Genomic DNA, 14965 nt, shown 5'->3' on the forward strand with positions numbered 1-14965 from the left:
AAGAGCCTGCCGCCCCTGGGATCCGCCACGGGTGCGGATCGGGCGGCCGTGTGGCCGATATGTCGCTCGCGGGTACCCATAGTGCTTTTAGTGTACCGACAGGCAGGCTCAAAAAGCGGGCCACATGTCCCAAAATCCGCAGACGGCAAGGCGCCCGGCGAGCATTAACTGCTCGCCGGGCGCCTTGGTTAGGAGACTCTGAAGTTAAGCGTCTCAACTTCTTTAGGACAGGTCCTCACCATTAGAAGCAATAACTTTCTTGTACCAGTCGAAGCTCTTCTTCTTGGAACGCTTGAGGGTGCCGTTGCCCGCATCATCGCGGTCGACATAGATAAAGCCGTAGCGCTTGGACATCTCGCCCGTGCCGGCCGAGACCAAGTCGATCGGGCCCCAGGTGGTGTAGCCCAGCAGGTCAACGCCGTCCTCGGTCACCGCGTCGCGCATCGCGGCGATGTGCTGGCGCAGGTAGTCGATACGGTAGTCGTCGTTGATGGAGCCATCCTCCTCGACAACATCCTTGGCGCCCAGACCGTTCTCGACCACAAACAGCGGCTTCTGATAACGGTCGTACAGGTCGTTAAGGGTGATGCGGAAGCCCAGCGGATCGATGGCCCAGCCCCACTGGCTCTCCTGCAGGTAGGGGTTCTTGGCGCCGGCGAAGGCGTTGCCCTGGGTGCGCTCGACATCGGGGTTGTCGGCACCGGCGGAGCAACGGGTGCTGTAGTAGCTAAAGCTGATGAAGTCGACGGTGTTGGCGGCCAGGATTTCGCGGTCCTCGTCGGTCATCCCAACGTCGATGCCCAGGCGCTCGAGCTTCTTGACGGCATAGGCCGGGTAGTAGCCACGGCTCTGGACGTCGACGAAGAAGTAATTGTCCTGGTTGTCGAGCTGCGCCTGGCGCACATCGCCCGGACGGCAGCTGTAGGGGTAGTAGCTACCTGCGGCGAGCATGCAGCCGATCTTGACCTCGGGGTCAATCTCGTGGGCAATCTTGGTTGCCCAAGCGCTGGCGACGAGCTCGTTGTGAGCGGCCAGGTACTCGACGGCCTCCTTGTTCTCGCCCTCCTCAAAGACCAGTCCGGCACCCATAAACGGCAGGTGCAAGATCATATTGATCTCGTTAAAGGTAAGCCAGTACTTCACCAGGCCCTTGTAGCGGGTGAAGATCGTAGTCGCGAGGTTCTTGTAGAAGTCGATGAGCTTGCGGTTGCGCCAGCCGCCGTACTCCTTGATGAGGTGAATCGGGCAGTCGAAGTGCGTGATGGTCACGAGTGGCTCGATGCCGTGCGCCTGACACTCGCGGAATACGTCCTCGTAGAAGGCCAGGCCAGCCTCGTTGGGCTCGGTCTCGTCACCGTTGGGGAAAATGCGGGTCCAAGCCAGGCTCATGCGGAAGGTCTTAAAGCCCATCTCGGCAAAGAGGGCGATGTCCTCCTTGTAATGGTGATAGAAATCGATGCCGGTCTGCGCGGGATAGTAATAGCCGTCCTCGAAGTCGAGCATCTTGCGCTGGCCGGAGACCACCGCATAGCGCTCGGGGCCGTGCGGAGCCACGTCCACGTTGGCCAGGCCGCGGCCGTCCACGTTGTAGGCGCCCTCGCACTGGTTGGCAGCCGTTGCGCCGCCCCACAGGAAGTCATTACGGAAAGCCATGTATCAATCCTTTCGCACGCTGCTTGTCGTGGTTTCAGTATCCCCGCAAATAGGGCCTCGCCCAACGACAGCGACGCAGGCCGACACTTCTTTTCGCACACGGCGGCCCGGCAGCCGCCCCCGTCTGACACTTTCTGATACCGCCGCCCCAAACCACCACAAAGGGGACAGGCACCTTTGTGGTGGTTTGGGCCCGTTTTGTCTCGATCTGTAACAGCTAGGCCGTCAAAATCGGGCTTGGTGTTACAGATTGAGATTGTTCGGTCTGTCCCTGCAGTTTGTCTAAATCTGTAACAGATAGAGACGATTTAGCCCGCTAGATGTTACAGATTGAGACGGAAGATTCTAGTCGCAGGCGATGTCGAGGTTTTGCCGACGAGGCCTACGTAACCGCCTTCGCTCAGCAATTCATTTGACTGAATAGGAAAGAAAGGAAAAAATAGGAAAAAAAGGAAAGGAGACTTATGACTGAAACCATCTTCTCCCCCTCATTTGGAAATCGCCCGTCCTATCTGGTGGGTCGCGGGAACGTGATTTCGACATTCATCTCCGGTCTTGAGCAGGAGCCGGGCAATCGAGACCGAGCCATGCTCATGCTCGGCCAGCGAGGCAGCGGCAAGACGGTTCTTCTGTGGGAACTTGCCGACCGCGCACGCAAGCTCGGTTTTGTTGTCGCCACACCCACCGTAGCCTCCGAAGATATGCTTGAGCGCATTGTTGAAAAAATCCAAGAAGCAGGCGAGCCTTATGTCAGCAAGCGTCATCTCCCCAAACTTTCTGGCGGTAGCTTGAGCGTCTTCGGCTTCTCAGCCGGTCTCGAGTTCACACGCGATGTGCAGGAGACCAAGAGTTTCCAGTTCAAACTCACGCAGCTGGCGCGCAAGCTGACCGAGCAGGGGCACGGCATCCTCATCCTTATCGATGAGCTCCAAGCTAATTCACCTGAGATTAGACAGCTCGTCACCGCCTATCAAGAGCTGGTCGGTGAGGGACTCAACGTCGCGCTTGTTATGGCAGGTCTCCCGGGAGCCGTCTGTGCAACGCTCAATGACCGCGTGCTGACATTTCTCAACCGCGCTCGCAAGGTCACGCTCGAACCGCTTTCAGTCGGAGATGTCGATGCCTATTATCAGCGAGCTTTCGAAGAGCTCGACCTTGATATTCCAGGCGATCTTCGCCTCCGTGCCGCTCGCGCAACCCAAGGCTCACCCTATATGCTGCAGCTCATCGGCTATAACATCGGCAATCGCTGCAAGACAGGAGAACACGTAACGCCAGAGCAAGTCGACGGAGCTATCGAAGCGTCAAAAGCCGATTTCGAAAACGATGTTTGTGAAACGACGCTCGCCGCGCTATCGGACCAAGACGTCGCGTTTCTCGACGCAATGACTGATGACGAAGACGCCGTTTCGCGCATTTCCGATGTAGCGAAACGTATGTCAGTCACACCCGACTATGCGCAAAAGTATCGCCGGCGCCTCATCGACGCCGGCGTAATCGAACAGGCGCGCCGCGGTTACGTGCGTTTCGCCGTTCCATATATGGCTGACTATCTGCGCAGCCAACTCTAGGCAGCCACCGCAATGGGGACAGGCACCTTTGTGGTGGTTTGGGCCCGTTTGTCTCGATCTGTAACAGGTGGGCCGTCAAAACCGGGCCTGGTGTTACAGATCGAGATTTTTCGGGCGGGTCCCTGCGGTTTGTCTAAATCTGTAACAGATAGAGACGATTTAGCCCGCTAGATGTTACAGATTGAGACGGAAGATTCTAGTCGCAGGCGATGTCGAGATTTTTGCCGATAAGGCCTACGTAGCCGCCATCGGCAGCCTTGGGGCTGTCAGCATGGCAGAGAACCCACTTGTCGGCCTTCCAGTAGCAGTAGCTGTCGCCAGCCGTGGGCACGTCGGCTGCAGCCTCGGGGCGCGGGCCGTTGGTGCCGGCGGGCAGCGCCACCATCACCTGGAAGCCGCCGTCGTCGACCATGCAGGGCGTGTAGTGAAGCGTGGTGTTGAAAACCTCAACAAGCGTGCCGGCCGGCACGCGGAACGCCTTGACGCACGCGGTATCGAGCTTGCCGTCCTCGATCTCCCAGCGATGCGCCACGAGCAGGATAAAGTCGCGGGCGCCCAGGTTGAACTCGCTCGCGCGGTGGTACTCCAGGCAGTTGAGACGCGTGTTGTGGCCGTTGCACCAGCCCAGCTGGAAGGGACGACCGCCAAACATGAGAAAGCCCAGCTTATCGGCATCCATGACACCCTCGAGCTCGGGCGCGGAGGCCACATACTTGCTGCCCTCGGGGATGGGCGTGGAGGCAAGTGCCTCGAGCACGGGCGACGTAAGCTCGGACGGAACGTTATCCCAAACGTTGCCATAGGACTTGAACTCGGGATCAGAGACAGAGTAGATATGCATGTTCGCTCCTGTTCGTTTGTGTGACAGTATGAACATTCTAGAACAATCTCATTCTGTTTTTGAGCGCTCGGTATAAAAAAGCGCTCCGCAAAGAGCGGGAGCGCTTCTGGCGCAAACGCTATTCCTGCCAGCAGCCTTACGCCTGCTGATAGTGCAGGTGCTTCTCGTCGATATCGGCCAGGTCGCGGTCAAGGTAGCGGCGTGCGAGCCAGTTTGCCATGGGGAGGTTCTGGTCCAGGTAGTTACCGCACTCCTCAGGAGCAGCACCGGGGACATCGCCCTCAAAGCTGGCGACAAACTCGAACAGCTCACGCACGAGCGGCAGAATCTCCTCGCTCGTCAGCTCACCAAAAACAACCAGGTAAAAGCCCGTGCGGCAGCCCATGGGACCAAAGTAGACAATGCGGCTCGACCACTCGGCATGATTGCGAAGGAACGTGGCACCCAGGTGCTCGATGGTGTGGCACTCGGCCGTGTTCATGACCGGCTCCTTATTGGGCGTGGTCAGGCGCAGGTCAAAGGTGGTGACGGCGGCGCCGGTCGCCGGATCGCGGTCGATGCGGCTCACATACACGCCGGGCTCGAGCAGCAGATGGTCAACGGAAAAACTCGCGATACGCTCCATGGCAGATCCTCTCGGTAGTTAAATTGGGACGGGGCTCTTTTAGCTGGTTCGAATGGTCGCACCAATCATACCAGTCAAAAAAGCCCCGTCCCAAATGAGCTACCCGGGACGGGGATCAATGAGTTTTAAATCCCCGTCCCAGAAAAATCATTCTAGGTAATCTAGAAGGACTTTTCCGCTCTGGGGTCTGGCGCCGTTCCGACTAGATCTCGCGCACGCTTTGGCGCTCGACAAAATAGGTCGATACGGCCGTCTTGCAGGTATAGCTCTTGGGATTGCGGATGTTGCCCACCAGGCGGCGCACCGCGATCTCGCCCACCTCGTGCTTGGGAACGTGCACCGTGGTGAGCGGCGGGTTGGAAAAGGCGCCCAACGACAGGTCGTCAAAGCCGATGATCGAGACATCCTCGGGCACGCGAATACCGTGCTCGTTGAGCGCGCGCATGGCACCCACGGCGAGCACGTCGTTTTCGGCAAAGAAAGCCGTCGGCAGGTCGTCGTGCGAGACGCTGTCGAGCCACGCGCCCATGTCGCGATAGGCACCCTCGAGCGTGGTGCCCAACGTGACACGCCATGCCGGATTGGCCTCAAGGCCCGCGTCCTCAAGCGCTTGGCGATAGCCGCGCTCGCGGTCCTTAAAGTTGCGGATCCGAAGGTCGCCCGCCAGATAGCCGATTTGCCTGTGGCCTTTCTCGATAAGGTAATCCACGGCACGCAGCACCGAATCGGTGTTGGCGATGACTACGGCATCGAAGTACTGGCGATCGCTCCAGCCGTCGAGCACAATCAGGTGGGCGGCAGCGTTGGCAAACAAGGCGTAGTCCTCCTCGCCCAGCTCGGTACCCATCAGCACGATGGCGGCCGACGGGTCGGCGATCAGGCCCTCGACCTGCGGGCGCACGGCGTCCAGGTCGCTAAAGTCGAGCGAGACAAAGCTCGTGCTCATGCCGTGGCGACGCGCCTGGCGCTCCACGCCCTCGATGACCGCGGGATGGAAGGTGCTCTCGTCCAGGATGGCGCCCGTCTTGCGCGCAAGCACAAACTGGATGCTCTCGAGCTGCGTCGACTGCTGATAGCCAAGCGACTGCGCGCACTCCAGGATGACCTTGGCGGTCTCCTCGCTCACGCTGCGCTTGCGGTTGAGCGCGTTGGACACGGTTGCGGGCGAAAAGCCGGTAATGCGGCTGATCTCGCGGACGCTTGCTTTAGCCATCGTTCCCCCTAGCATCGGTCGCGGCCGAGCATCGTGGCTTGACCGCCCCGTGGCTCGGCAACTAAACGACCGCAAATTCAATCTAAACAGAATAGTAAATGTTTAATAGCTAGTTTAGCCTGTTGTCAAGCGAAGTGGCACGACTATTCCCCCAACGGGCGCATTTGTCCATCTTAACGTTATTACGCAAGGTCTTCGCCATTGCTTGCTATTACGCGTCGGTACCATTCGAAGCTTTTCTTTTTACGTCTCTCAAACGAGCCCGCACCGCTATCGTCTCGATCGACATAGATAAACCCGTAGCGCTTACGCATCTGTCCTGTGGCGACCGAAACCAAATCGATCGGGCCCCAACAGGTATATCCCATGAGTTCCACCCCGTCGAGCTCGACGGTCTCCCTCATCGCCTCGATGTGGGCCCGCAGGTATTCAACTCGATAGTCGTCTTCTATTTCACCCGAATCTTCCGGCACATCAGGAGCACCCAAACCGTTTTCGACGATGAACAGCGGCTTTTGATAGCGATCCCAGATTTCATTCATGGTGACGCGCAGCCCTTTGGGGTCGATAAACCTCCCCCAAGGCTCCTGTTTTAGATACGGATTAGGCGCCGAGCGAAGAAGGTTCGAATCGAACTGACCTTCCGCATGCGCTTTTGCGACGCGCGTCGAGTAATACGAAAACGAGACGAAATCGACCAGGTTTGCAGCCAGTACTTCGCGGTCATCATCCCGATAGGGCACCTCAAAACCATGGCGGGCGTATTCCTTGAGAACATAGCTCGGGTACGCACCGCGCACCTGGACGTCGGTAAACATGTAATGGCTGCGATTCTCAGCCTGCGCAGCCAGCACATCGTCCGGATCACATGTAGCCGGATAGAAGACACCTGCGTTGAGCATGCAACCGATCTTCGCCCCGGGGCACAGTTCATGACACGCCCCGACCGCACGGGCACTCGCAACCAATACATGGTGCACGGCCGTGTGAACCGTTGCATAGCGATTCTCCCCTTGCTCGAAGATGATCCCCGCCGCCATAAAGCACGCCTGCGTCATGATGTTGATCTCGTTAAAGGTCAGCCAATAATTGACCAATCCCCGATAGCGCTCGAACACGGTACGCGAATATCGATCGAACAGGTCGACCAACCTGCGATCGCGCCATCCGCCATACGCATCGACGAGATGCATGGGGACATCATAGTGGTTGAGCGTCACCAAAGGCTCAATGCCATGCGCGCGGCACGTCCTAAAAACATCCTCGTAAAAGGCAAGGCCTTCTTCATTGGGCTCGGCTTCGTCTCCTTTGGGAAAAATGCGGCTCCAGGCGATCGATAAGCGCAGGCATTTAAAACCCATCTGGGCAAACAGTTCAATATCCTGCTTGTACCTATGGTAAAAATCAATGCCTTTGCGAGCGGGATAGAAGCTGTCGGGTGCCAACGCACGCGGATCAAGGTCTCCCCGCATGACGTCCATGCGTTGATCGCCAAACGGCAGCATGTCGGAATTGGCTAAACCGCGACCGCCTTCGTTCCATCCTCCCTCGCACTGGTTTGCAGCCAGAGCCCCGCCCCATAAAAAATCTTCTCTAAACATTATGGTGTCGTCCTTTCTATCAAATTCCCGGCCCACGCTGTCGAACGCAACGGACTCGGCAAGTGCCGCGCAACAGCACAGTACCGTTGCGCGGCCAAGGGGTCGGACCGCGCAACGGCTGGGGAGCATATTTGTGCAGTAGCCTCTTATGCCTCGACGGATTCAACAGCCTCAGAATCGCCGCTCTTGGACTTCAACGGCATCTTCTCCTGTCCTTCAAATCCAAAAACCATCGCCAACGCAAACGTCACGGCACCGCCAGCAAGACACCCGATGGTGCCGGGGATGATATCCTGAGCAAACATGAGCACGTTCATCCATGGGAAACCAACGCCAGTGAAGATATAGACGTTGGCATGAAGAAGGCTTACCAGCAGACCACCGACAGCACCACCAATCATGTTCCAGGCAAGAGCTTTCTTGTCGCGAAACAGGATGCCGTAGATGATGGGCTCACTCACGCGACCGAAGGCATAGGTGATGAACAAGTTCCAGCCCGTGGCTCGATTCTCCTTGTCCTTAGCGCGCAGGCCATAGGCGAGCGCGATGGCAAGCGTGGTGTAGGCTACAACCGCGGCGCCGGGGTATAAGATGGCGTCGTAACCGTTCTGGAGCGCGGCGGGCAATATGGCGGTATAGATCGGCACGTGCATGCCGGTGGCGATGATCAGATTCCAGAATGCGCCGATAACCGCGGTCGCAGCGGGACCGGCAACAGAGGCGAGCCAAATGATGAAATCGGCCACAAGGCCCATGACAAATTGGACGGCAGGGCCGCAGAGGCACAGCGCGACCGGCAACATCACGAGCACCGTACCCACGGGTACGATCAGAACGCGCAACATATCAGGCGAGATCTTCTTAAAGAAGCGCTCAACATAGGACTGGGCCCAGGTGATCAAGATGACCGGAAGAACAGCCTGGGTGTAGTTGACGAGCTGCATGGGGATGCCGAAGACGCTGAAAGGCTTTCCGTCCTCAACAATAGCGAGCATGTCGGGGTAAATCATCACAACGGCGATGAGCAGTGCCAGCACAGGGCTCGTTTTGAACTTCTTAGCCGAACTGTAGGCAGCAAATACCGGGAAGTAATAGTACGCCGCATCGCCCACCAGGGAAAGGATCCGATACAGGTCGCTCGTTTCGGACATAAAACCGGCGCCTTCGGGCCCAAACAGAATGACGAGCATCTTGAAGATACCGGCGACACAAAAGATCGGAAGGATCGGGGTGATAGCGCCGCTCACGGCATCGAGCAGCTGATTGAAGAGGTGCTTGGGTGCCAAGCGCTCCTTCCAGCTAAGCTGAGGGCCATCGAGTTCCTCGTCAATCGATACCGTGACCTCGAATCCGCCCTGCTTACAAACCTCGTCGTAGACCTTGTCGACCGTGGGCCCGATCACCAGCTGCACCTGCCCTCCGGCGTGCACGACGTTGATGATAGACGAGATGTCCTCAAGCTTCTCATCATTCGAGAGGCTTTCATCCTTGAGGTTGAAGCGCAGGCGCGTCATGCAATGCGTAACCGAAGCCACGTTTTCCGCCCCGCCCACAGTGGAGAGAATCTGTTCTGCCACCTTTTTGTAATTTGCCATCATTGGCTCCTTTGCACAATCTTGGCTTACTGTTCGAATCGGCAAAGGTCATGCCCCGAATGGCTACGGGTTACAATCCTTTTTTGGTGATGATCCGGTTGAGATGGATCATCAGATAGAGTTCCTCCTCCTCGGAGAGCGTGGCGTCCCACGTTTCACGACAATAGGAACCGATATGCTTCACGCACTCTGCCAACTGCGGAAACTCCTCACGAAAGTTCTTGTACATCTGCATGTTGGCGCTGTTCAGCGACTCGCCGGCTTGAATGCGCTTGAACAGGTACCGCAGATGCGTGGCATAGCGAGTGAAATCGTAGGAATCGCGGTCAACGATGATGCGAAAATCACTCTCGACGATCTCAGTGACATCTTCTAGCATATCGTCAAACTGCTTGGTGGGTTTGCTCGCGGTCTCGATGGCCTGAACAACCCGCGCATTGACGAGATTCATGGCAATGCTGGCAATCTCTTCTTTGGGAAGTCGTTCACCAAGCTCCTTTTCGAGCCTCATAACGATAAACTGCGCCGCTTTGTATTCCTTAGGATATGTCTCGCGCACTTCATGGGCGAGAGGCATCGCAATACGAAAACCCTTTTGCGCGCGCTCCACCGCAAATGACAGGTGATCGGCCATGAACAATGTCGCCTTGGTCGACAGATCATAGGGCAGCTCGTTGGCGACGATGTCCATCACCTTGGCCGTGAACATCACGATCTCAGAAGGAAGGTCGCGCATGACGTCCTGCCCTTTGGGGTCGATGTCATAAAACGTATGCTCAATCTTAGAGAGCGGCAGCTCGCGGGGAAATTCTCCCCCAAACCCGACGCCCCTGCCCATGGCGATCACGTCGCGCCCCTGCCCGTCGCGGCAAAGAACGGCATTGTTGTTGAGCTTTTTAATCGCAAGCATTATTGAACCTCCTTTCGGAATTATCAAAAAGAAAAGGTATGACTGCAAATAGCCGAGCTATCGCGGTCATGCCTTACCAGTAACAATCCGTTGTATCGAGGCGCGGGCATGCCTCCCTAGAAGTAACAATCCGCGCAGCAAAGAATGATAGCCCATATCTTCGCGGGGAGCACCGTCCACAGCCGACCAACGGTAGCATATCGTCCGTGAACGGTTTTGGAAGCGTTGAAACGATTGGGAGGCCGTCTCAATCTTGCGGATCAGCCCAGGACGAGGGCCATGCGTGTCTTGAACTCGGACAGGAAGCGCGGGGCATCCACGGTCAGCGCCACAAGCGCGCTCTTGTCCGGATCGGATAGGCGGCGCTCGTCGCAAATGGTGCGGCCGCGATACTCGCCTAGCAGATCAACACGCAGATTGCAGCCGAGCGCACCCACGAGCGTAGGGTCGATCGCCACGGCAACGGCCAGAGGATCGTGCAGCGCACAGCCACCCAGGTAGGGTGCGTTCATCTCGTACGAGCCAATGTAGTGCTCCACCATGCTCGCAAACGCGCAACCGGCCATGGTGCCCGAACCCGTCCAGCCGGCAATGTCGCGGCGTGTGAGCACCACGCGATGCGTCACGTCCAGACCCACCATGGTGAGCTTACGGCCCGAGCGCAGCACCGCGTCGGCTGCCTCGGGGTCGCTCGCCATGTTGGCCTCGGCGCCCGCGCTCACGTTACCGGGCACGGTAAGGGCGCCGCCCATCACGACCACGCGGCCGATGGACATCATCGCCGCCGCATCGCGCTCCAGGGCGAGCGCCAGGTTGGAGAGCGGGCCAGTCGCTACGTAGACCAGATCGGGACCATAGGTGCGCGCGGCATCAATCAGATAATCGACCGCGGCGTTGCCGTCGGCCGAGGTCGCCCCCACCGGCTCGTAGGGCGACGCGGGCACGCTCGCGCCGCCGATGCCGTTCTTGCCGTGAATGAGCGCGGTGGACGCCGGCGGCGTATAGGGCTCAGTCGCCTGCAGAGGACGGTCGGCACCCAGGTACACCGGAACCTCGGGGCGACCCAGCAGATCGAGCACCGCCAGGCAGTTGTGCGCCGATTGCTCGACGCGCACGTTGCCAAAGCACGTGGTGATGCCCACGAGCTCCACCTCGGGGCTCGCGATGGCATAGGCCAGCGCCATCGCATCGTCCACACCCATATCCAGATCAAGGATCAGCTTCTTGATTGCCATTGTTCTACTCCGCTTCTCCGTCTTTATCGTTTAACCAAACCAATGTTCAACTTCGGCGCGCGTAGGAATCGATTGCTGAGCGCCCAGGCGCGACACCGTCACTGCCGAGGCGCGAGCACCCGCAGCCATGCACTCAAAGAGCGGCAAGCCCTCTAGGCGAGCCGCCGCCAACGCGCCGATAAACGTATCGCCGGCGGCCGTGGTATCGACTACCGTACTCGAAAGTGCCGGCATGCGCAGCAGCTCACCGCCATCGCCGAGCGAAACCGAGCCGGCACCGCCCAACGTGATGACCGCAGCCCCGGCACCCTTGTCGAGCAGCGCATTGAGCGCGGTGACGCAACTCGCGTCATCCGTGGGCAGAATGCCCGTCAGCACCTGGCACTCGGTCTCGTTGGGACAGACCAGGTCGACCGCAGGCCAGACCTCCGCAGGCAGCTCGCAGGCGGGCGCTGGATTAAAGACCGTATAGAACCCCAGCTCGTGAGCGCAAACAAGCGCCTCGGCCGTCGCCGCAAGGTCGCATTCGCCCTGGGCGATAAAGACGCTTCCGGCAGCCGGGGCAATCTCGCTGGCGCCGCCGTCGAGCTCATGGGCCACCAGACGCCTCAGCGCGCAGGCAACGTCCGCGCCCGCAAGCGCATGGTTGGCGCCCGGTGACAGTATGATGCGGTTGTCGCCCTCGCAGCGAATGATGGTCGCCGTTCCCGTCTCCACGTCATCGCGATGCACTACAAAGTCACAGTCCACGCCGGCGTCTTGGAGCCCCGCCACGAGCGACGCGCCGAACGCATCGCGACCGACCGCGCCGATCATGTGCGTGCACGCGCCCATACGCGCGGCAGCTACGGCCTGATTGTCGCCCTTGCCTCCGGCGTTGGTGATAAACCCGCTGCCGCCGACGGTCTCGCCCGCACGCGGTATGCGCTCGCACGCCACCGAAAGGTCCATGTTCATGCTGCCGAACACCGCAACGATGCCGCGATCTGCCATGGAAACCTCCTCGTCCGCGGGCTTTGCACCCGCTGTCGGCCGTCAATCGTGTGCTCTCGCACCTCTATAACTTTAGTTCACTTTGATGTGAACGCGCGCTTGAGCTTCGCCAGCAGCAAGCATTCACAGGAGCAGGCAGCTACAATGAAGGCGTGCTGATTATTCTCGTCATTGGATGATGTTTTATGGAACAACTCTCGCAATCGGGCTCGCGCGGTCGACGCCGCACGGGCAACGAGCCAGCGCCGCACGAACGCGTGAAGGGCGAACGCCGTGCTAACGAACCGCGACGCACCGCGAGCCCCCATCGCGCTTCTGCCAACAACGTGGGCCGCGCCAACACTCCCGCCGCGGAGCAGACGCCTGCTCGCCCCAAGTCCCGCTACATCCCTGCACTCGACGGCCTGCGTACGCTCGCCGTCGTCGCGGTGGTGCTCTATCACCTTAACCTCACGTGGGCTCAGGGCGGCCTGCTCGGCGTCACGATCTTCTTTGTGCTTTCGGGCTATCTGATCACGCGCTTGCTGCTCAACGAAGTCGCTAAGACCGGCCGCATCGACCTCAAGAGCTTCTGGATCCGCCGCATCCGTCGCCTGGTTCCCGCCGTGGTGACCGTCGTGGTGGTGACCTGTGCGCTGTGCACCGCCTTCAACCACGTGATGCTCACCAAGATGCGCCCCGACATCCTGCCGTCACTGTTGTTCTTCAACAACTGGTGGCAGATTGCCCAAAACGTCTCGTACTTCAATGCTCTGGGCGACCCCTCGCCGCTCACGCACTTTTGGTCGCTTGCCATCGAGGAACAGTTCTACCTGATTTGGCCGCCACTGCTGTTTGCCATGGTATCCATGCATGTGAGCAAACCCAACACGCGCCGCGTGGTTCTGGGCCTTGCCGCGGTATCTGCCCTCGCCATGATGGTGCTTTACAACCCTGCCGCCGACCCCAGCCGCGTGTACTACGGCACCGACACCCGCGTGTTCTCGCTGCTGCTGGGTGCCTGGATGGCCTTTATCCCCGATCGCGACCTGGCGCCGGTGCGTCTCGCTCGTCGTTTGGGGCTCGACCGCTTGGTCGGGGCCGCCAAGCACGGCAAGAACGCCGAGGGCAAGCCTGGCGAGAAGGCCGACGAAGCAGCCGAGACCGCCCCGGCACAGCCGAGCGTCCTCGTGCGTTTTTGGTCCTCGCCCGCATCCATCGATGTGTTGGGCGTCGTGGGTCTGGTTGGCCTTGCCGCCATGGTCGCGCTCACCAACGGCTACACCGCCTTCCAGTATCGCGGAGGCACGCTGCTGTGCTCGATCCTCACGCTCATGGTCATCGCGGCCTGCGTGCAGCCCCAGGGAATGGTTGCCCGCGCGCTGTCCGCCGAGCCGCTCGTATGGGTTGGCAAGCGCTCGTACAGCATCTACCTGTGGCACTATCCGCTGCTGCTCCTCATGAACCCGGTCGCCAACATCAACGATACGCCGTGGTGGCAGTACATTTTGCAGGTGTTGTTGGTGGTCGCCGTGGCAGAGTGCTGCTATCGCTTTATCGAGACTCCGTTTAGGAAGGGCGCCTTTGGGCGCACCGTCGCCGAATTCCGCGATGGCACCACCACGCCCGCCAACTGGGCACGCACGCACATCCCTGTCTGCGCAGCCTGCGCTGTCGTGTTGGTCGTTGCACTGGGCGGCCTGATCTTTGTGCCCGAGACGTCTGCGCTGAGCGGCGAGGGCGCCGAAGTTCTGAACAAGGAAGCCAAGAACACCGCGCCCACCGACCAGCAGGCGGCCGACGACACCGACAAGGACAACGACGGCTTCCCCGATGGCTCCTACGATCTGCTTATGATCGGCGACTCCGTGTCGCTGCGTGCCGTAGACACCTTTGACGGCGTGTTCCCGCACAGCCATATCGATGCCGAAAAGGGCCGGCAGTTTGATGCGGGGCGCGCGACATTTGAGGGCTATATCCAGCAGAACCTTGCCGGCAAGATCGTGGTCTTTGCGCTGGGCACCAACGGCTTGGTAACCGACGACCAAATCGACGCCATCATGGCCGATGCAGGAGATAAGCGTATTGTGGTGTTTGTGAACACGCGCAGCCCGCAGCCGTGGGTTGGCTCTACCAACCAGGCCATCGCCAACGCCGCTACGCGCTACAAGAACGTACGCGTTATCGACTGGTACGGATACAGTGCCAACCGCAACGACCTGTTCGATGGCGATGGCACGCATCTATCGACCACTGGCGTGACTGAGTACCTCAACTTGATCCACGATGCCGTCAAGAAGGACCTGCCCGTACACCCCGAGGATCACGTCAACGATCCGCAGCCGGCAGCCGTCAAGTCTGCCACCGACGCACTCGTCAATGCGCTCGCTCTCAAGCCGCACAAGCTGGGCACCGACAAGTAACCTGCAGCGCAAACTTCCCACATCCGGAGGGGGTGTCTGCCACGGCAGACACCCCCTCCGGCAGTTAGGGACACTCCTGGCGCAGCCAATGAAGACCTCTACGGATGAATTCCAGGCCGCTCCGTCGCTCCAGACATCGTTTCCGCGCCTCGTGCCTGCCCCAAACAATCAAAACAAGCCCTTTTCGCCGCACCCTCAAAGGTCTGTGGGCAAAAAAGGGCAAATATGAGTACTGTTACCATTTTAGTAGCAGGCAAAACCACCCAAAATGACGTCCGAGCGACCCCTACAACCCCCTAAAGCAGCCAACCTGACTGGTTTAAGGC

11 protein-coding genes are annotated in these 14965 nt (G+C 59.2%); 2 read left to right on the plus strand and 9 right to left on the minus strand.

All coding sequences use genetic code 11. From position 1 onward, the window contains the following. Window positions 1-222 precede the first annotated feature (222 nt). Entirely contained in the window at window positions 223-1653 is a 1431-nt protein-coding gene (locus AAA021_RS00530) for a 6-phospho-beta-glucosidase (protein ID WP_349087545.1), read from the minus strand. Window positions 1654-2117: 464 nt separating this feature from the next. Here AAA021_RS00530 and AAA021_RS00535 point away from each other — a divergent pair, with 464 nt between their 5' ends. Further along, a complete protein-coding gene (locus tag AAA021_RS00535; RefSeq protein ID WP_117848350.1) occupies window positions 2118-3224 on the plus strand; it encodes an ATP-binding protein in 1107 nt (368 codons plus the stop codon). Window positions 3225-3420: 196 nt separating this feature from the next. On the opposite strand, the gene AAA021_RS00540 is transcribed toward AAA021_RS00535, so the two are convergent. The 8 genes from AAA021_RS00540 to AAA021_RS00575 all read right to left on the minus strand — a co-directional run bounded on the left by AAA021_RS00540 (window position 3421) and on the right by AAA021_RS00575 (window position 12237). Beyond that, window positions 3421-4065 carry a DUF4867 family protein gene (locus tag AAA021_RS00540; RefSeq protein ID WP_349087546.1) on the minus strand — a complete coding sequence of 215 codons (645 nt, stop codon included), beginning with the start codon at window positions 4063-4065 and terminating at the stop codon, window positions 3421-3423. A gap of 136 nt (window positions 4066-4201) precedes the next feature. Beyond that, entirely contained in the window at window positions 4202-4690 is a 489-nt protein-coding gene (locus AAA021_RS00545; protein ID WP_099432485.1) for an S-ribosylhomocysteine lyase, read from the minus strand. A 202-nt stretch (window positions 4691-4892) separates the two neighbouring features. Beyond that, the gene (locus AAA021_RS00550; RefSeq protein ID WP_349087547.1) at window positions 4893-5903 is read right to left on the minus strand and encodes a LacI family DNA-binding transcriptional regulator; all 1011 of its coding nucleotides are present in this window, start codon (window positions 5901-5903) and stop codon (window positions 4893-4895) included. Window positions 5904-6085: 182 nt separating this feature from the next. After that, on the minus strand, window positions 6086-7507 hold the full coding sequence (locus AAA021_RS00555; RefSeq protein ID WP_082222971.1) for a 6-phospho-beta-glucosidase: 1422 nt from the start codon (window positions 7505-7507) through the stop codon (window positions 6086-6088). Between the two features lie 143 nt (window positions 7508-7650). After that, a complete protein-coding gene (locus AAA021_RS00560) occupies window positions 7651-9099 on the minus strand; it encodes a PTS transporter subunit EIIC (RefSeq protein WP_227790492.1) in 1449 nt (482 codons plus the stop codon). Between the two features lie 70 nt (window positions 9100-9169). Then, window positions 9170-10009 (minus strand): PRD domain-containing protein, encoded by an 840-nt coding sequence (locus AAA021_RS00565; protein WP_349087548.1) that lies wholly within the window; start codon window positions 10007-10009, stop codon window positions 9170-9172. A 260-nt stretch (window positions 10010-10269) separates the two neighbouring features. Then, on the minus strand, window positions 10270-11244 hold the full coding sequence (locus AAA021_RS00570) for a nucleoside hydrolase (protein WP_349087549.1): 975 nt from the start codon (window positions 11242-11244) through the stop codon (window positions 10270-10272). Window positions 11245-11274: 30 nt separating this feature from the next. Then, window positions 11275-12237, minus strand: a complete 963-nt coding sequence (locus tag AAA021_RS00575) for a ribokinase (RefSeq protein ID WP_349087550.1) — start codon at window positions 12235-12237, stop codon at window positions 11275-11277. Window positions 12238-12422: 185 nt separating this feature from the next. Between AAA021_RS00575 and AAA021_RS00580 the strand changes: the two genes are divergently transcribed. Continuing rightward, window positions 12423-14639: an acyltransferase family protein gene (locus AAA021_RS00580; protein ID WP_349087551.1), complete on the plus strand. Its 2217-nt coding sequence runs from the start codon at window positions 12423-12425 to the stop codon at window positions 14637-14639. Window positions 14640-14965 lie beyond the last annotated feature (326 nt).

The sequence above is a fragment of the Collinsella sp. CLA-JM-H32 genome (assembly GCF_040098165.1).
Lineage (GTDB): Bacteria > Actinomycetota > Coriobacteriia > Coriobacteriales > Coriobacteriaceae > Collinsella.